General features: G+C 68.5%; 13 protein-coding genes and 1 tRNA gene. 7 read left to right on the forward strand and 7 right to left on the reverse strand.

Annotated features, from left to right (window positions below; genetic code table 11):
- The first annotated feature begins 113 nt into the window (after nt 1-113).
- From lgt to HNR11_RS09535, 6 genes are all read left to right on the forward strand, one after another.
- The gene (gene lgt / locus HNR11_RS09510; RefSeq protein WP_343050639.1) at nt 114-1,238 is read left to right on the forward strand and encodes a prolipoprotein diacylglyceryl transferase; all 1,125 of its coding nucleotides are present in this window, start codon (nt 114-116) and stop codon (nt 1,236-1,238) included.
- A 320-nt stretch (nt 1,239-1,558) separates the two neighbouring features.
- Nucleotides 1,559-6,202, forward strand: a complete 4,644-nt coding sequence (gene gltB, locus HNR11_RS09515) for a glutamate synthase large subunit (protein ID WP_246310370.1) — start codon at nt 1,559-1,561, stop codon at nt 6,200-6,202.
- Nucleotides 6,195-7,661, forward strand: a complete 1,467-nt coding sequence (locus HNR11_RS09520) for a glutamate synthase small subunit (RefSeq protein WP_179442085.1) — start codon at nt 6,195-6,197, stop codon at nt 7,659-7,661. Before gltB ends, HNR11_RS09520 begins: the two co-directional genes overlap by 8 nt.
- 92 nt (nt 7,662-7,753) lie before the next feature.
- A complete protein-coding gene (gene pyk, locus HNR11_RS09525) occupies nt 7,754-9,268 on the forward strand; it encodes a pyruvate kinase (RefSeq protein WP_058888754.1) in 1,515 nt (504 codons plus the stop codon).
- Between the two features lie 132 nt (nt 9,269-9,400).
- Nucleotides 9,401-9,484, forward strand: a tRNA-Leu gene (locus tag HNR11_RS09530).
- 148 nt (nt 9,485-9,632) lie between these two features.
- A complete protein-coding gene (locus tag HNR11_RS09535) occupies nt 9,633-10,241 on the forward strand; it encodes an ANTAR domain-containing response regulator (RefSeq protein WP_058888889.1) in 609 nt (202 codons plus the stop codon).
- 125 nt (nt 10,242-10,366) lie between these two features.
- On the opposite strand, the gene HNR11_RS09540 is transcribed toward HNR11_RS09535, so the two are convergent.
- The 6 genes from HNR11_RS09540 to HNR11_RS09565 form a co-directional block, all read right to left on the reverse strand.
- The gene (locus HNR11_RS09540; protein ID WP_179442086.1) at nt 10,367-11,557 is read right to left on the reverse strand and encodes an acetyl-CoA C-acetyltransferase; all 1,191 of its coding nucleotides are present in this window, start codon (nt 11,555-11,557) and stop codon (nt 10,367-10,369) included.
- Nucleotides 11,558-11,632: 75 nt separating this feature from the next.
- Complete coding sequence (locus tag HNR11_RS09545; RefSeq protein WP_179442087.1) at nt 11,633-12,298, reverse strand: CoA transferase subunit B; 666 nt, start codon at nt 12,296-12,298, stop codon at nt 11,633-11,635.
- 7 nt (nt 12,299-12,305) lie between these two features.
- On the reverse strand, nt 12,306-13,088 hold the full coding sequence (locus tag HNR11_RS09550; RefSeq protein ID WP_058888890.1) for a CoA transferase subunit A: 783 nt from the start codon (nt 13,086-13,088) through the stop codon (nt 12,306-12,308).
- A 179-nt stretch (nt 13,089-13,267) separates the two neighbouring features.
- Nucleotides 13,268-14,065, reverse strand: coding sequence for a 3-hydroxybutyrate dehydrogenase (locus tag HNR11_RS09555; protein WP_179442088.1), 798 nt, complete (start codon nt 14,063-14,065; stop codon nt 13,268-13,270).
- 67 nt (nt 14,066-14,132) lie between these two features.
- Nucleotides 14,133-15,608 carry a GntP family permease gene (locus tag HNR11_RS09560; RefSeq protein ID WP_246310371.1) on the reverse strand — a complete coding sequence of 492 codons (1,476 nt, stop codon included), beginning with the start codon at nt 15,606-15,608 and terminating at the stop codon, nt 14,133-14,135.
- Nucleotides 15,609-15,674: 66 nt separating this feature from the next.
- Entirely contained in the window at nt 15,675-16,853 is a 1,179-nt protein-coding gene (locus HNR11_RS09565) for a PucR family transcriptional regulator (protein WP_179442089.1), read from the reverse strand.
- 431 nt (nt 16,854-17,284) lie between these two features.
- On the opposite strand from HNR11_RS09565, the gene HNR11_RS09570 reads away from it, so the two are divergent.
- A complete protein-coding gene (locus tag HNR11_RS09570; RefSeq protein ID WP_246310372.1) occupies nt 17,285-18,658 on the forward strand; it encodes a short-chain fatty acid transporter in 1,374 nt (457 codons plus the stop codon).
- A gap of 71 nt (nt 18,659-18,729) precedes the next feature.
- On the opposite strand, the gene HNR11_RS09575 is transcribed toward HNR11_RS09570, so the two are convergent.
- Entirely contained in the window at nt 18,730-19,050 is a 321-nt protein-coding gene (locus HNR11_RS09575; protein ID WP_179442090.1) for a CHY zinc finger protein, read from the reverse strand.
- Nucleotides 19,051-19,101: the final 51 nt, after the last annotated feature.

Below are 19,101 nucleotides of genomic sequence, written 5' to 3' on the forward strand. Positions count from 1 at the left end.
GTGCGGTCCCGGTCGCACTGACCAGGCTCAGGCCATAGACTGCATCGGATCACGAATTCAGCCCGTCCCCAGCTCAGCCGGGTCAGGGCGACTCACCACCGCGAGAGGACCACGTGTCTTACACTTCCAGTCCGGTCAGCGTCCTGCAGACCGCCGCTGAGGCCACCGCCTCGGCGACGGCCCAGATCAGCGCAGCCTTTCCCGCCCCGCCCACCGACGGCATCGACATCGTCGGCCCGCTGCGGATCGGGTTCTACGGCCTGGCGATCGGCCTGGGAATCCTGGTGGCGTACCTGGTGGCCAGCCGGCTCTGGAAGTCCCGCGGCGGCAGCCCGGAGAACGTCTTCGACGCGCTGATCTGGGCCGTGCTGCTGGGCATCGTCGGCGGCCGGCTCTACCACGTGATCACCTCACCGGATGCCTACTTCGGACCCGACGGTGACCTCTCGCTGATCCCGCAGGTCTGGCTCGGCGGACTGGGCATCGTGGGGGCTGTGGCGCTGGGCGCCGTCGGCGTCTGGTTCGCCTGCCGACGCTACGGGATGAAGTTCGGCGCCTTCGCAGACGCCCTGGTGCCCGGTGTGATCCTGGCCCAGGCCATCGGACGCTGGGGCAACTACTTCAACCAGGAGCTCTATGGCGCGCCCACCAACCTGCCCTGGGGCCTGGCGATCGACACCACCCAGCGGCACCAGGCCCCACCGCTGGGCGCCGGTGCGGACACCCTCTACCACCCGACCTTCCTCTACGAGAGCATCTGGAACCTGATCGGCTTCTTCCTGCTGATCGCGCTCTACCGCCGCTTCGCCGTGAAGCAGGGACTGCTGGTGTGGACCTACGTGGCCTACTACTCGTTGGGCCGGTTCTGGATCGAGTCGCTGCGCATCGACGAGATCAACAAGTCCACCCAGTGGATCAACCTCTTCGGCCTGGAGTGGCGGCTGAACATGTGGATGTCGGTGTTCCTCTTCCTGCTCGCCCTGGGCATGATGATCTTCCTCTGGACCCGCCGCCCGCGCACCGAGGCCGCCCTGGCCGAGGAGATGGAGATCTACCGCCCCGGACAGGGTCCGCGCGGCGCCGAGGATCACGCGGCGCTGGCCGCTGCCACCACCGGCGACGTCGCTCTGGACGCCACCGAGGATCAGGAAGCGGACTCGGTCCAGGCGCAGACCAAGGTCCAGGACCCGGGCGGGGAGACCCCAGAGGCCACGGAGCCGGAGAGTCCCAGATCCTGAGATCAGACTTGCAACCTGCAGGTCGGGGTTGGAAGATTGAATTCATCCCCTGGTGTCAGCGCCAGGACCACGACGGCGGCGCGCCGAGAAGTCCGCGTCGTCGCAGTCAAGCGCCGGGCCACCCCCGTAGAGCGCGCAGGTCACAGCGTGGCCGCGTCATGCAGGACTGAGAACCGACGGAACACTGGAGACTTGTTCGCAGACCGGGACGCACTATCCCGCAGACCTGGCAGAATGAGTTCAGACTCCGTGCACCACAGTAGGGGCCGATGATGTCCCCTCCCCATGAAACGTCCGCATGCGGAGGAAGGAAGACCTTCATGTCTACTCCCGGATCCCCAGGGTTCGAGGCAGCTGCCACGGCAGCCGCGTCCCAGATCATGAGTCCCTATCAGCGCTTTGCCGCCTTCCCTGACAAGGCGGGACTCTACGATCCCGCCAATGAGCACGAGAACTGCGGGATGGCGGCGGTCGCGACCCTGCGCGGAACCCCGGGCCACGACATCGTGGACCACGCGCTGGTCGCGCTGCGCAACCTCGAGCACCGCGGCGCCGTGGGCAGCGATGTGGGCACTGGCGACGGCGCCGGGCTGCTCACCCAGATCCCGGACGAGTTCTTCCGCGCCGTCACCGACTTCGAGCTGCCCGCCCAGGGGGAGTACCTGGCCGGCACCGCGTTCCTCCCGCAGTCTCCGGCGGAGCGCGAGTCGATGTGCACCAGCTTCGGCGAGCTCGCCGAGGAGCAGGGCCTGAGCGTCCTGGGCTGGCGCGACGTGCCGGTGGACGCCTCGATGATCGGCACCCTGGCCAAGGAGTCCATGCCTTACTTCCGGCAGGTCTTCCTCGGCTTCGCCCCGGAGGACTCGGAGGCCTACCAGGAATCCGCCTCGGGTTCCCTGGACCAGCGCGGCTGGCGCCTGCGCAAGCGCGGGCAGAACCGGCTCGGGGTCTACTTTCCCTCGCTGTCCTCGAAGACCATCACCTATAAGGGCATGCTCACCACCGCGCAGCTGGAGCCGTTCTTCCCGGACCTCTCCGACGAGCGCTATAAGACCACCCTGGGGATCGTGCATTCACGCTTCTCCACCAACACCTTCCCGTCCTGGCCGCTGGCCCAGCCGCTGCGCAACATCGCGCACAACGGGGAGATCAACACGGTCAAGGGCAACCGGAACTGGATGCGCGCCCGGCAGTCCGTGATGGCGTCGGAGCTGCTCGGGGAGGACCCGGAGTCGCTGTTCCCGATCTGCACCCCCGGCGCCTCGGACTCCACCAGCTTCGACGAGGCCGCCGAGCTGCTGATGCTCTCCGGGCGCCCGCTCGCCCAGGCGATGCGGATGATGATCCCGGAGGCCTGGGAGAACCACGAGACCATGGACCCCGATCTGCGGGCGTTCTACCAGTACCACGCCCAGCTCATGGAGGCCTGGGACGGCCCGGCGGCGATCGCGTTCACCGATGGCCAGCAGGTCGGGGCGATGCTGGACCGCAACGGCCTGCGCCCGGCCCGCTACTGGGTCACCGATGACGGTCTGGTCGTGATGTCCTCCGAGGTCGGCGTCCTGGATCTGGAGCCCTCCTCGATCGTGCGCAAGGGCCGCGTCGCCCCGGGCATGATGCTGCTGCTGGACACCGTGGAAGGCCGCATCATCGAGGACGAGGAGATCAAGGCGGATCTGGCCTCCTCCGCACCCTGGGCGGACTGGGTCCGGGAGAACCTGGTGCAGCTGGCGGACCTCCCGGAGCGCCTGCACGTGCGTCACCCCTCGGAGTCGGTGCGGCTGCGCCAGCAGACCTTCGGCTACACCCACGAGGAGCTCCGGGTGCTCATCGGCCCGATGGCCACCGCCGGCGCCGAGCCGCTGGGCGCCATGGGCACCGACACCCCCATCGCGGTGCTCGCCGACCGGCCCCGGCTGCTCTTCGACTACTTCGTGCAGACCTTCGCCCAGGTGACCAACCCGCCGCTGGATGCGATCCGTGAGGAGCTGGTCACCTCGCTGGGGCTGCACATCGGCCCCAACGGCAACCTGCTCAGCAACACCCAGGTCCGCTCCCGGCAGGTCGCCCTGGACTTCCCGGTGATCAACAACGACGAGCTCGCCAAGATCGCGAACATCCGCAACGACGACGGCGCCAAGATCACCCTGAAGGTCCGCGCGCTCTACCGCGCCGGATCCCGCGAGGAGGAGCTGCGCCAGCGGATCCGCGAGATCTGCGAGAAGGTCTCCGCCGCGGTGAACCGCGGGGTCAGCTACATCGTGATCTCCGACCGGGACTCCAACGCCCAGTGGGCGCCGATCCCGTCGCTGCTGATGCTCTCCGCGATCCACCACCACCTGCTGAAGTCAGCCAACCGGACCAAGGTCTCGCTGGTCGTGGAGGCCGGGGACGTGCGGGAGGTCCACCATGTGGCCTGCCTGATCGGCTACGGCGCCGCCGCCGTCAACCCCTACCTGGCCATGGAGACCGCCGAGGACATGGTCCGGCGCGGTGAGCTGACCGCGGTGGACGAGGAGCAGGCGGTGCACAACCTGCTCACCGCCCTGGGCAAGGGCGTGCTGAAGATCATGTCCAAGATGGGCATCTCCACCGTCGCCTCCTACTGCGGGGCGCAGACCTTCGAGGCCGTGGGCCTGGCGCAGAACGTGGTGGACCAGTACTTCTCCGGCACCCACTCACCCATGGGCGGGGTCGGGCTCGACGTGCTCTCCTCCGAGACCCTGGAGCGGCATTCCCGCGCCTACCCGGCCGACGGCAACGACCTCGGGCGCGGCAACGAGCTCGAGATCGGCGGGGAGTACCAGTGGCGCCGGGAAGGCCCGCCGCACCTGTTCAACCCGCAGACCGTCTTCAAGCTCCAGCACTCCACCAAGACCCGCCGCTACGACATCTTCAAGCAGTACACGCAGGCGGTGGACGAGCAGTCCGAGGCGCTGCTGACCCTGCGCGGGCTCTTCAAGCTGAGCTCCGAGCGTCAGCCGGTGCCCATCGAAGAGGTCGAATCCGTCGCCGAGATCGTCAAGCGGTTCAACACCGGGGCGATGAGCTACGGCTCGATCTCCCAGGAGGCCCATGAGACCCTCGCGATCGCGATGAACCGGCTCGGGGGACGCTCGAACACCGGTGAGGGCGGGGAGCACCCGGCCCGGCTGGAAGACCCGGAGCGCCGCTCGGCGGTCAAGCAGATCGCCTCGGGACGCTTCGGGGTCACCAGCCAGTACCTGACCCACGCCGATGACCTGCAGATCAAGATGGCCCAGGGCGCCAAGCCCGGCGAGGGCGGGCAGCTCATGGGCAAGAAGGTCTACCCCTGGGTGGCCGAGACCCGGCACGCCACCCCTGGAGTCTCCCTGGTCTCGCCCCCTCCGCACCACGACATCTACTCCATCGAGGACCTGGCCCAGCTGATCTTCGACCTCAAGCGCGCCAACACCGGCGCCCGGGTCCACGTGAAGCTGGTCTCCCTGCACGGGGTGGGCACCGTGGCCGCCGGTGTGACCAAGGCCAAGGCCGACGTCGTGCTGATCTCCGGACACGACGGCGGCACCGGCGCCTCCCCGCTGAACTCGCTCAAGCACGCCGGCACCCCCTGGGAGCTCGGCCTGGCGGAGGCGCAGCAGACGCTGATGCTCAACGGGCTGCGCGAACGCGTCACCGTGCAGGTGGACGGTCAGCTCAAGACCGGGCGCGACGTGGTCATCGCCGCGCTGCTCGGCGCGGAGGAGTATGGCTTCGCCACCGCCCCGCTGGTGGTCTCAGGCTGCATCATGATGCGGGTCTGCCACCTGGACACCTGCCCGGTGGGCGTGGCCACCCAGAACCCGGTGCTGCGCGAGCGCTACACCGGCAAGGCCGACCACGTGGTGAACTTCTTCGAGTTCGTCGCCCAGGAGGTGCGCGAATACCTGGCCGAGCTGGGCTTCCGCAGCCTGGACGAGGCCATCGGACATGTCGACGCCATCGACATGGACGACGCCAAGCGGCACTGGAAGTCCGCAGGACTGGACCTGGGCGCCGTGCTGGACAGCTACGACCCCAACGATCCGGTCACCGCCGCGATGCTGCGCCGCACCCGCGGGCAGGACCACGAGCTGGAGAAGCACTTCGACATGGGCTTGATCCAGCTCGCCGGCTCGGCCATCGACCAGGGCGAGAAGGTGACGATCGAGAAGAAGGTCATCAACACCGACCGCTCGGTGGGCACCATGCTCGGCCACGAGGTGACCAAGGCGCAGGGCCTGAAGACCCTGGAGAACAACACCATCGTCGTCGAGCTCACCGGCGAGGCAGGACAGTCCCTCGGGGCGTTCCTGCCGCACGGGATCACCCTGCACCTGGCCGGGGACGCCAACGACTACGTCGGCAAGGGGCTCTCCGGCGGGCGGATCATCGTTCACCCGGACGCTGAAGCCCCGCTGGTGGCGGAGAAGAACGTCATCGCCGGCAACGTGATCGGCTACGGCGCCACCGCCGGCGAGATGTTCCTGCGCGGCCAGGTCGGGGAACGCTTCCTGGTGCGGAACTCCGGGGCCACCGCAGTGGTCGAAGGCATCGGCGACCACGGATGTGAGTACATGACCGGCGGCCAGGCGCTCATCCTGGGACCCACCGGGCGCAACTTCGGCGCCGGGATGTCCGGGGGCACCGCGTTCCTGCTGGACTTCGACGAGCAGCGGATGAACTCCCAGGCCCAGAACAACGGGGACCTGCTGCTGCTCGAGCCCGATGAGGAGGACCGCGCGATCATCGCAGACCTGCTCCAGCGGCATCACGAGGAGACCGGCAGCGCCGTGGCCGAGGCCCTGCTGCAGGACCCCGAGAAGACCTACTCGCGGATCACCAAGGTGCTCCCGCGCGACTACGACGCTGTGCTGCGCGCCCGCTCCAGCGCCCTCGACGAGGGCCTGGATCCCGACGGCGACGCAGCCTGGCAGAAGATTCTGGAGGCGACCCGTGGCTGATCCGCGTGGATTCATGAAGCATCGAGAGCGCCAGGACCGGCCCTCCCGTCCGGTCCCCGTGCGCATCATGGACTTCAACGAGGTCTATGAGCGCAACGAGCGCGGCATGGTGCAGACCCAGGCCAGCCGCTGCATGGACTGCGGCATCGCGTTCTGTCACACCGGCTGCCCGCTGGGGAACCTGATCCCGGAGTGGAACGACCTGATCTGGCGCGACCAGTGGGAGGAGGCCTCCTCCCGGCTGCACATGACGAACAACTTCCCGGAGTTCACCGGCCGGATCTGCCCGGCTCCCTGTGAGACCTCCTGCGTGCTGGGGATCAACCAGCCCGCGGTGACGATCAAGGAGTCCGAGGTCTCCATCGCCGATGAGGCCATCGCCCGCGGCTACGTGGAACCGGTGCTGCCGCAGCGGCTCACCGGCAAGACCGTGGCCGTGGTGGGCTCCGGCCCGGCCGGCCTGGCCGCCGCCCAGCAGCTCACCCGGGCCGGGCACACCGTGGCCGTCTACGAGCGCGATGACCGGCTCGGTGGACTGCTGCGCTACGGGATCCCGGACTTCAAGATGGAGAAGCACCACGTGGAGTTCCGCATCGACCAGATGCGCGCCGAGGGCACCCGCTTCTACACCTCCACCGAGATCGGCGCAGACATCACCTGGGACGCCCTGGAGGCCAGCTACGACGCCGTCGTCCTGGCCACCGGCGCCATGGTCCCGCGCGACCTGGGCATCACCGGGCGCGAGCTGGGCGGAGTGCACTTCGCCATGGAGTACCTGGTGCAGTCCAACAAGGTCACCTCCGGGGACGAGGTGGCGGATCAGATCCGCGCCGACGGCAAGCATGTGATCGTCCTGGGCGGGGGAGACACCGGTGCTGACTGCATCGGCACCGCCCACCGCCACGGCGCCGCCTCGGTGACCACCCTGGCGATCGGCAAGGAGCTGCCCTCGGAACGCTCCGATCACGAGCCCTGGCCGATGGACCCCCGGGTCTTCGAGCTGACCAGCGCCGATGAGGAGGGCGGGGAGCGCAGCTACCTGGCCTCCACCGTGGAGTTCCTCAGCGACGACCACGGCAATGTGCGCGCCCTGAAGGTGGCCGAGACCCAGTACAACCCGGACGGCTCGCGTTCCCCCAAGCCCGGGACCGAACGCGAAATCCCCGCGGACCTGGTGCTGCTCGCGCTGGGCTTCACCGGTGCGGAGTCGGACACGCTCACCGAGCAGCTGGCCATGGACTTCGACCGTCGGGGCAACATCACCCGCGCCGAGGACTACCAGACCTCGGTGGAGGGCGTCTTCGCCGTCGGCGACGCCGGGCGCGGAGCCTCCCTGGTGGTCTGGGCCATCGCGGAGGGCCGAGCAGCCGCGGCGAAGGTCGACGAATACCTCGAAGGCGCGACCCGGCTTCCGGCCCCGGTCAAGCCCTCGGATCGTGCGATTTCGCTCACAGGCTGACTGTTATAGGCTCGAACCCGTTCAATCCTGGTCCAGTGTCGTGCCAGTCCAGCCACTCGCTTATCAGCACTATAGATAGGACAAGGTGAGACATGAGACACGCCAAGATCGTCGCCACATTCGGCCCCGCCACTGCAGGCTATGAGATGACCCGCAAGCTCGTGGAGGCCGGCGTCGACGTCGCCCGGGTCAACATGAGCCACGGTGACTACAGCGTCCACGAGGAGACCTACAACACGGTCCGGGAGGTCTCCAAGGACCTGCGCCGCGCCGTCGGCGTCTTCGCCGATCTCCAGGGCCCGAAGATCCGGCTGGGCCGGTTCATCGAGGGCGAGCATGCCCTGGCCGTGGGGGACCGCTTCACGATCACCATCGAGGACATCCAGGGCACCAAGGACCGCTGCTCGACCACGTTCAAGGGTCTCCCCGGCGACGTCGCGGTCGGAGATACGCTGCTCATCGACGACGGCAAGGTCTCGCTGCGCGCCGTGGAGGTCACCGAGACCGACGTCGTCACCGAGGTCACCGTGCCCGGCAAGGTCTCGAACAACAAGGGCATCAACCTGCCCGGCGTCGCGGTCTCCGTGCCGGCCCTCTCCGAGAAGGACGAGGAGGATCTGCGCTGGGCGCTGCGCACCGGGTTCGACATGGTCGCGCTCTCCTTCGTCCGGGACGCCGCGGACATCGAAGCCGTGCACCGGATCATGGACGAGGAAGGTCGCCGGGTCCCGGTGATCGCAAAGGTCGAGAAGCCCCAGGCGGTGGAGGCGCTGCAGGACATCGTCGACGCTTTCGACGCCATCATGGTCGCCCGCGGCGACCTGGGCGTGGAGCTGCCCCTGGAAGAGGTCCCGCTGGTGCAGAAGCGCGCCGTGGAGCTCGCCCGCCGCTGGGCCAAGCCGGTCATCGTCGCCACCCAGGTGCTGGAATCCATGATCGAGAGCCCCCGCCCCACCCGCGCGGAGGCCTCCGACTGCGCCAACGCGGTGCTCGACGGCGCGGACGCGGTCATGCTCTCCGGCGAGACCTCGGTGGGCCAGTTCCCGGTGGAGACCGTGGAGACCATGTCCCGGATCATCGAGACCACCGAGAACAAGGGCCTGAGCCGGATCCCGGAGCTGGGCACCAAGCCGAAGACTCGCGGCGGTGCGATCACCCGCGCCGCCAAGGAGATCGCGGATCAGCTCGACATCGCGCATCTGACCACGTTCACCCGGTCCGGTGACTCCGCGCGCCGGCTCTCCCGGCTGCGCCCGAAGCAGAACATCTTCGCGTTCACCCATGTGGAGCACACGCACAACATCCTCACCCTGTCCTGGGGCGTGCAGCCGCGCTGGGTGGAGTTCGCCACCCACACCGACACCATGACCGCTCAGGTGGACAAGCTGCTGCTCGAAGAGAGCACCGCCGAGCTGGGAGAGCTCGTCGTGATCGCCGCCGGGTCCCCTCCCGGGCAGGCCGGAACCACCAACATGGTCAAGGTCCACCGGATCGGGGACCTGCACGACGCCGGCGACATCGAGACCCTGCGCCGCGGCGACACCGCCCCGGCGAACAAGGAGCCGGTGGGCCCCTGGCCTGCGGCCAGCGCCTCGACCCCGGCATAGTCACCGGGCCTCGAGCAGATTCAACCCCGGGCCCAGGTCCGGGTAAGCTGGTGCCGTCCCCGTCGCGGAGTCTGCAGAGATTCCGGCCGGGGGCGGTATGACCGCCGGGGAGGCCCTGACCTCCTCGGTTCAGCCCGAATGGCGGAATCGGTAGACGCGCCGCACTCAAAATGCGGTACCACTGGTGTGTGGGTTCGAGTCCCACTTCGGGCACCAAGACGATGACCAGGCCAGCGTGGGGGACCGCCCTCGCCGGGAGCTCCTCCCGGCACGGTGGTCAGGGACCAGAAGGAGAACGGTGAGCGAACAGACTCCGGGCCACGGTGCCCATGAGACCGCATCCACAGCAGGCGGACCCGAGGCGTTGTCCGAGCGCGGGAGCACGCCGCGCCGGGTGCTGGTCGCCGAAGATGAGACGCTGATCCGACTGGACATCGTCGAGATCCTCACCGGCGCCGGCTACGACGTGGTCGGCGAGGCGGACAACGGAGAGCGCGCCGTGGAGCTGGCCCGGGAGACCGAGCCGGATCTGGTGGTGATGGACGTGAAGATGCCGATCATGGACGGCATCACCGCCGCGAAGCTGGTCGCCGAGGAGCGGATCGCCCCGGTGGTGATGCTCACCGCCTTCTCCCAGCGCGACCTGGTGGAATCCGCGCGGGAGGCCGGCGCGATGGCCTATGTGGTCAAGCCCTTCACCGAGAACGACCTGATCCCGGCGATCGAGGTGGCCATGGCGCGCTTCGATGAGATCCGCGCCCTGGAGGACGAGGTCTCCACGCTCGCGGAGAAGTTCGAGACCCGCAAGCTGGTGGAGCGCGCGAAGTCGCTGCTGACCACCAAGATGGGGCTCACCGAGCCCGAGGCCTTCCGCTGGATCCAGAAGACCTCCATGGACCGCCGACTCTCGATGCGCGAAGTCGCCGAGACCGTCGTCGACCAGATGACCGATTCCCCGCCCTACCTGAAGTAGCCCCACCTCCCCATCGCTGAGGGGCGGATTCTCCGACTATCTAGGGCCCTTTTCGGCCTCAGATGCTCGCAGAATCCGCCCCTCAACGTGTTGGTGGGTGGGGGTGGGTGGCGGGAGCCAGCGGTTCAGCTGCGGACGGTGAGGAGCAGGGCGTCGCCCTGGCCGCCGCCGCCGCACAGCCCGGCAGCTCCGGTGCCCCCGCCGCGGCGCGCCAGCTCCAGAGCAAGGTGGAGCACCAGGCGCGCCCCGGACATCCCCACCGGGTGGCCCAGGGCGATGGCACCGCCGTTGACGTTGAGCTTCTCCTCCGAGACGCCCAGTTCCCGGGCCGAGGCCACGCCCACGGCGGCAAAGGCCTCATTGATCTCCACCAGGTCCAGCGCCTCTGGGCTGATGCCCTGCTTGCGGCATGCCTCGGAGATGGCTCGCGCGGGCTGCAGCTGCAGGGATGAATCCGGGCCGGCCACCATCCCATAGGCGCCGATCTCCGCCAGGGGAGTGAGCCCGAGCTCCTGGGCCTTCTCCGGAGTCGTCACGATCACGGCGCAGGCGCCGTCCGAGATCTGCGAGGCCGAGGCGGCCGTGATGGTGCCGGACTTGCCGAAGGCGGGGCGCAGACTGCTCAGCGATTCCGCCGTGGTGCCCTCTCGGATGCCTTCATCCCGGTGGACCCGTTTCGGATCACCCTTGCGCTGGGGCACCTCGACGGGAACAACCTCCTCCTCGAAGACGCCGCTCACCCAGGCCTTGGCCGCACGCTCATGGGAGAGCGCGGCGAAGCGGTCCTGGTCCGCACGCGAGACCTCCAGCTCCGCAGTGTTGCAGGACTCGGTCAGGGCCCCCATGTTCTGCTGGGTGGCCTGATCGTAGAGCGCGTCGTAGGCCATGGAATCCACCAGCGAGGTGTCCCCGAAGCTGAAGCCCTTCCGGGAGCCCGGCAGAAGGTGTGGGGCATTGGACATCGACTCCATGCCGCCGGCCACGACGAGTTCACACTCGCCGGCGCGGATCAGCTGATCCGCGTAGGCGATGGCGCTCAGCCCGGACAGGCAGACCTTGTTCACCGTGATCGCTGGTACCTGGGCCGGGATATCGGCTCCCAGCGCGGCGGTGCGGGCCGGGTTCTGACCGGCTCCGGCCTGGATCACCTGGCCCATGATCACGTAGTCCACCTGGTCCGGCCGGACCCCGGTCTTCTCCAGGGCATCGCGGATCGCGGCTGATCCGAGCTGGGCTGCGGTGAATGAGGAGAGCCCGCCCATCAGCTTGCCGATCGGGGTGCGGCAGCCTCCGAGGATGACGGATCCGGGTGCCATAGATGCTCCTTCGAGGTGGGGATGGTGGTGGTACGGGTTGTGCGTCGTGCGGGGTGTGTGTCGTGAGCCTATGCGTCAGCTGCGTCCGTGCAGCTCGACGCCGGTGGCTTCGCGCACCTGTTCCTCGCTCACCCCCGGTGCGGTCTCCACCAGCACCAGGCGAGGCTCGGCCTCGGTGCCGACCACGTCGATCACGGCAAGGTCGGTGATGATCCGGTCTACCACGGACTTCCCGGTCAGCGGCAGGGTGCACGCCGGCAGGATCTTCGAAGATCCGTCCCTGGCCACATGGTCCATCAGACAGATCACCCGCTCCGCGCCGTGGACCAGGTCCATGGCGCCGCCCATCCCCTTGACCATCTTGCCGGGCACCATCCAGTTGGCCAGGTCCCCGTTCTGTGCGACCTGCATGCCGCCCAGCACGGCGACGTCGATCTTCCCGCCGCGGATCATCCCGAAGCTGGTGGAGGAGTCGAAGAACGACGCCCCGGGGAGCACGGTGACGGTCTCCTTGCCGGCGTTGATCAGATCAGGGTCCAGCGCATCCTCGGCGGGGTAGGGGCCCACCCCCAAGATGCCGTTCTCGGACTGGAGCACCACGGTGCGCTCGGCCGGGATGTGGTTCGGGATCAAGGTGGGCATGCCGATGCCTAGGTTCACGTAGGCGCCGTCGGGAAGCTCCTGGGCGGCACGGGCCGCCATCTGCTCACGGGTCCAGCCCGCGCGGATCTCGGTGGTCATGACGCGATCACTCCTTGTCTTCGCTGCGTACGGTGCGCTTCTCGATGGGCTTCTCGATCTCAGGCCCGACCTGCACGATCCGGTGCACGAAGACCCCGGGCAGGTGCACCGCGTCGGGGTCGATCTCCCCGGGCTCCACGAGCTCCTCCACTTGGGCGATGCAGATCCGGCCCGCCATGGCGGCGTCGGGGCTGAACTGCCGGGCGGCCTTGTTGAAGACCAGGTTGCCATGCCGGTCACCGCGCTGGGCGTGGACCAGGGAATAGTCGGTGACGATCGATTCCTCCAGGACGAACTCCAGGGATCGACCGTCGTGGATCGTGAAGGGACGGACCTCCTTGGGCGCAGACTCCTTCACCACGTTGCCGGAGCGGTCGTAGGTCATCGGGATGCCGCCCTCGGCGACCTGTGTGCCCACTCCGGAGCGGGTGTAGAACCCCGGGATCCCGGCCCCGCCGGCGCGCATCTTCTCCGCCAGCGTGCCCTGGGGGACCAGCTCCAGCTCCAGCTCGCCCTCGAGGTACTGGCGGGCGAACTCCTTGTTCTCCCCGACATAGGAGGAGGTCATCTTCACGATCCGGCGTGCGGCGAGCAGGATGCCCAGCCCCCAGCCGTCCACGCCGCAGTTGTTCGACGCGACGGAGAGCCCGGAGGCGCCCTGCTCCAGCAGCGCCTCGATGAGCTGGATCGGATTGCCGGAGAGGCCGAAGCCTCCCACCGCCAAGGAGGCGCCGTCGGGAATGTCGGCGACGGCCTCGGCGGCGCTCGCCACGGTCTTGTCGATGGTCATGGGTTCTCCTCAGGGACTCAGGGGGCTCAGGAATTCGGGGGTCAGCGACTCATAGGTTCAGCAACTCAGGGGGTCAGCGACTCAAGGTTCAGCAACTCAAGGTTCAGCAACTCAAGGTTCGGGGGTCCAGCGGCTCGGGGCAGGCGGTGGGATGCCTGGCTCTCCGCGGGCGGCTCTGCTCAGCGTGCGCTCCATCCTCCGTCGATGGCGTAGGACGTGCCGGTCACCATCCCAGCCGCATCGGAGGCCAGCCAGGTGGCCAGGGAAGCGACCTCCTCGGGTTCCACCAGTCGTTTCACCGAAGACTCGGTGAGCATGATCTTCTCGATCACCTCATCCTCGCCGATGCCGTGGATGCGCGCCTGATCAGCGATCTGCTTCTCCACCAGCGGGGTGCGCACATAGGCAGGGTTCAGGCAGTTCGAGGTCACGCCGTGCTCGGCCCCCTCCAGGGCGGTGACCTTGGAGAGGCCCTCCAGAGCATGTTTGGCGCTCACGTAGGCGGACTTGTACGGGCTGGCGCGCAGCCCATGGACCGAGGAGATGTTGAGGATCCGGCCGAAGCCGCGCTCGTACATGCCGGGAAGGGCGGCGCGGATCAGCAGGAACGGAGACTCGACCATCAGCCGGTGCATGAGCCGCCACGCCTCGGGGTCGAACTCGGGCAGCGGAGCGACCCGCTGGATGCCGGCGTTGTTGACCAGGATGTCAGCGTCCAGGACTCCGCTCTCCGCGGTGAGTGCTTCCAGCGACCCGGTCTCGGAGAGATCCACTGTCCAGGAGGTGCCGCCGATCTGCGCCGCCAGAGCCTCAGCGGCTGCGCCGTCGCGGTCGCAGACGGTCACCTGGGCGCCGGCGGCGGCGAAGGCCCGCACGCAGGCCGCACCGATGCCGGAGGCCCCGCCGGTGACGACGGCGCGGCGGCCGGTGAGCGCGCCGGCCGAGAGGGGCGAGCTGCGGAGGGTGTCGGTGTGCATCGGGCTCCTTGGGGGGGTCGAGTCGGGGATCGGTGGGGACCGGATGGATGAGGCGCGGGGTCGGGGATCAGAAGCCGCCCACGGCCGTGACCAGAGCGATCAGCGCCACAACCACCAGGACAGGGATCACGAGTGTCACCATAGCGATGTCCTTATAGGACTGCCGGTGGGTGAGGCCACAGACGATCAGCAGCGTGACGACGGCGCCCGAGTGCGGCAGCGTGTCCAGGCCGCCTGCGGCCATGGCGGTCAGCCGGTGCATCATCTCCAGGCTGATGCCTTCGGCCTCGGCCATGGCGCGCAGGTCCGCACCCAGGGCGTTCAGGGCGATGGTCATGCCCCCGGAGGAGGAGCCGGTCAGCCCGGCGGTGATCGAGGTGGTCACCACCGAGGTCACCAGGGCGTTGGCGCCCATGCCGAAGACCGAGTCACGGACCACCGCGAAGGCGGCCACAGAGGCGACGACGGCGCCGTAGCCCACCTCGGAGGCGGTGGAGAAGATCGGCAGCATCGAACGCTTGACGCCGTCGTTGAATCCGACCTTCAGGGTGCTCCATCGACCGAAGTTCAGCGCCACGATCAGTCCGATGGCCGCCACGATGGCGACCGTCACGGCCCACAGCCCGGCCCGGGAGTCATAGGTGATGGACCCGAAGGTGTCCTCTTGGAGATAGGACCAGTCCAGCGCCGGGAAGATCACCAGGGTGCAGGCGAAGTTGACCGCGAAGACGGCGAGCAGCGGCAGGAACGGGACCAGCCGGTTCGGCGGGGCCAGCGTGGTGGTGACCGTGGAGCCGTCGTCGGAGGACCCGCCGATGACCTTCTCGGACTCCGGGGACTCGAAGTGCTCACCCTTGGCGATCAGAGCCCGACGCCGGCGCTCCAGCCACAGCAGGCCCAGGCCGAAGATCAGGACGCCGCCGAGGACGCCCACCCCTGGACCCGCGTAGGCGCCGGTGCCGAAGAACTGCCCGGGGATGATGTTCTGGACCTGCGGCGAGCCGGGCAGCGCGGTCATGGTGAAGGTGAAGATGCCCAGCGCGATCGTGCCCGGGATCAGTCGGCGCGGGATGTCGGCCACGCGGAACAGCTCGCGGGCCAGCGGATACATCACGAAGGCGACCACGAAGAGGCTGATCCCGCCGTAGGTCATCAGCGCGGAGGTGATCACCGTGGCCGCGATCGCGCTGCGGCTTCCGATCCAGCCGGTCACGGTGCGCGCGATCGACTCGGCGTAGCCGGTGACGGTCATCAGGATCCCGAAGATGGCCCCGCCGAGGAAGACTGGGAACCAGCTGCCCACGAAGCCGGCCATCGCCGGCATGAACACCTCGGTGTAGGAGGCCAGGATCGGGGCTCCGGAGAACAGCACGCAGACCACCGCGGCCACCGGAGCGGCAAGGATCACCGGCACGCCGCGGTAGGCGAGCGTGATGAGCAGCAGCAGGGACACGATGATGCCGACGATGCCCAGGATCATGAAGATCTCCTCGTGGAGAGTGGTGGTTTCAGTGACGCCCGTCTCGGCGTCGTAGACCAGCATCCACGCAGTGATGTGACGCGCGCTACATTCTCCTGTTCAACAGTGCAGCGCGCTTTTCGTAGCTTGCTACGAAAGTGGTCGGTGCGGCGGGGTGCCGTGATGCGCGGCCAGCACCCAGGACAGCTCGACGAGCGTGTCGAGGTCTCCGAGGTCCGCCCCGGTGATCTCCTGGAACCTCTGCAGCCGGTACCGCAGCGTGTTGACGTGCACCGGGATGCTGCGGGCGGCGGAGGGGATGCTCATCCGGTGGCGCAGGTAGGCGTCCACCGCCTCGAGCACATGCTCACCGAAGACCTGGGCCTCGAGCAGCGGCTGCAGGTGTCGCTCCTGCAGCAGTGTGGTGACCTCGGGGCTCGCGTGCACCGCGGCCCGCCAGGAGAGACGATCCAGGTCCACCAGTCCGGTCTGTCCCACGGCGGCGGCGGCGCGCAGGGCGGCCGAGGCGGACTCGAAGGACCGTGGCAGCTCCTCCAGGGTCACCGCCGGGCCGAGCCCGACGGTCAGCCGTTCCGGCTCCGAGCCCAGGGGAGGCTCTCCGATCAGGATGCCCACCAGGGTGCCGGCCCGCACGGCGGTCAGTGCCCGGATCCCCGACCGTTCGGCCCAGTCCTGGAGGCGCCGCTGGCGCTCCTGGTCCGACTCTGGCTGCGAGTCCGCCGCCAGGGCGCGCAGCGGTGCTGCGGTGGGGACGTCGTAGAGGGCGGCGCCGCGGGTCAGCTCGGCCGGCTCCAGGTCGGTGGCCACGGCGTCGCCGATCCAGGCGGCCCGACGGGTGGAGTCAGCCAGGGCCCGCGAGACATCCTTGTCCTGATACACCAGGACCGCCCGGGCGGAGAACACGTCGCCGAGCTCCCAGAGCAGGGTGGCGGAGGCCAGGACCTGATCTGCCGGAATGCCGTGGTTCGGGGCGTGGTCCAGCAGCCGGTGCAGGATCACCGACATGCAGGCCCGGAAGCCGGCCAGCACGCTTCCCACCGGCACCCCCTGGGCATGCCGCTCCGAGGCGAGGGCGTCGGCCTCGGCCACGTCGTCGTGGCAGGGCTCGAAGCCGGCGCGGATGGTGCGGATGCTCAGGGCGATGTTGCGCCGCACCGAGGCTTCCAGGGAGGCGGTGGGGACCTCGTCGTAGCCGGGCACCGTGTCGCGAATGGTGTCGAGGGTCTGCTCCAGGATGCTGCCGTCCTGTTCGAGGGTGGCCAGCAGGTGGTCCCAGTCGGCCTCGGTGGGGTGCTCATCCGCTGTCATGGGGCTCACCATACCGGCTGCGCTGCGCTGCTCCCGCGGCACTCTCGCGCTGTTTCTGCGGCACTCTCGCGCCGCTCGGGCATCTTCATTCGCACCGCTTCGGCGTCGCCCGCTCGCCGCTGGGCGCACCTCCGCGCTCCGTGCCGAGTGTGACCCTGCGGCGTCTGCAGCGTCCTGAGGTGATTTGCATCGTTAGGTGGCGTGCATCACATTTGGGTGCGGCGGGTGCCGTGTGGCTCCCGCGTTCCACATCATCTGCTCGACGTCTTCTGTCCGACGTCATCTGTTCCAAGTCCCCGATCCGAAGGAGCTGCGCTGATGTCTGTCCGGTCTTCCGCTGCCGCTGAAACGTTGCATCACGAGTTGTCCGAGGGCGTGGCCCGTGTTCTCGGAACCTCCGCTCGCCGCCGCATCCCCACGGGGCGTGCGGCATGACGGTTTCGCGGCAGGATGCCGCAGGCAAAAGCGCCGTTCTCGGCAGGGTGATGCGGCCGCTGAACTCGCTGGTGGAGAAGCTGATCCCCTCAGCCCTGGTCTTCGCGATCGCGCTGACCCTCATCGTGGGTGTCCTGGCGCTGATCTTCACCGACGCGGGGCCGATCCAGGTCGTCGAGGAATGGGGCATCGGACTGGCCGGGCTGCTGGAGTTCATCACCCAGATGGCCCTGATCCTGTTCCTGGGCTACATCCTGGCCAACACGAGACCCGCGCGAAAACTGCTGCGCCGACTGGCCACAGTCCCCAGGACAGCGATCCAGGCCTACCTGTTCGTGTTCCTGGTCGCCGCCCTGGCAAGCCTGATCACCTGGGGCCTGGGACTGGTGGTCGGCGGGCTGCTGGCGCGCGAGGTTGCTCACGTCTTCCGGGAACGTGCGATCCCGGTGCACTTCCCCATGCTGGTGGCCGCAGGGTTCTCCGGGTTCGTGGTCTGGCATATGGGCTACTCCGCCTCCGGGCCGCTGACCGCAGCCACCCCCGACTCCTTCGTGGCCGGACAGCTGGGCGCCCCGCTGCCCGTGGGGCAGACCATCTTCTCCACCTGGAACATCATCGCCTGCATCGTGACCATCGCCGTGGTCGCCCTGGCGCTGTACCTGGTCGCACCGCGGGACAGCGCCACGGTGGTGCCGCTGAAGGTGGACGCCCGCGAGGCCGATGTCGAGATCGACGACGCCGTCGAGACCCCCGCGGATCGGGTGGACGCCTCCCGCATTCCCACCACGCTGATCGGGCTGATGCTGGTGGCCTATCTGATCATCCACTTCAGCGGCGGCGGCACCCTGACCTTGGACGTGGTCAACTGGAGCTTCCTGGGGCTGATCATGCTCTTGGTCCGCAGCCCCTTCGAGCTGATCGCCCTGACCAAGCAGGCCGCCTCGAACGTGGGCGAGATCCTGCTGCAGTTCCCGCTCTACGCGGGCATCCTGGGCATCATGGCCGGCACCGGGCTGATGAGCGTGATCTCCGAGGCCTTCGTGGCGATCTCGACTCCGCAGACCTTCGCGCTCTTCGCGTTCCTCTCTGCCGGGCTGGTGAACTTCTTCGTGCCCTCCGGCGGCGGACAGATCGCCGTGCAGGCCCCGATCCTGCTCGAGGCCGCAGAGGCGCTCAGCGTGGATCCGGCGCTGGCCATCATGGCCGTGGCCTACGGGGACCAGTGGACGAACATGATCCAGCCGTTCTGGGCGCTCCCGCTGCTGGCCATCGCGGGACTGAAGATGCGCGACATCCTCAGCTACACCACGATCGTGCTCATCGCCTCCGGCCTCGTCTTCGGCACGACCCTGCTCATCGTCTCGATGTGATCGCCTCGACGTGATCGGCCTCGAGGTGATCGGTCGCGATGCAGCGGCCGCTGGGTCATCGCTGAACGGGTTCAGAGCTCGAAGTAGAACTCATGGTGCGACGCGCAGCCCGGGTTGAACCCTGCCGTGCAGCGCTCGCAGGACTCAGCGGTGAGGTACTCCGCGATGCTGAACCGGGTGCGGCAGACCCCGCAGAGCAGCGCCAGCTCCTCGCGGCGGCCCCGCGGCCACGGGGAGATCCGGTGCGTCTCTGCCTCCTGGTGACACCACAGGCAGGGATACCAGCGGTCGCAGCAGAAGAACCGGATGGCGACGACGTCGCGCGGCCCGGCATAGTGCCGGCAACGGGTCTGCTCATCCACCGTGGCACCGCGGACCTGGGGTTCATCCATGGCCCCGAGGCTAGCCCACCCCCCAGCCGTTGAGCGGCTGATTCTCCGAGC

The organism is Nesterenkonia sandarakina (assembly GCF_013410215.1).
Classification (GTDB): domain Bacteria; phylum Actinomycetota; class Actinomycetes; order Actinomycetales; family Micrococcaceae; genus Nesterenkonia; species Nesterenkonia sandarakina.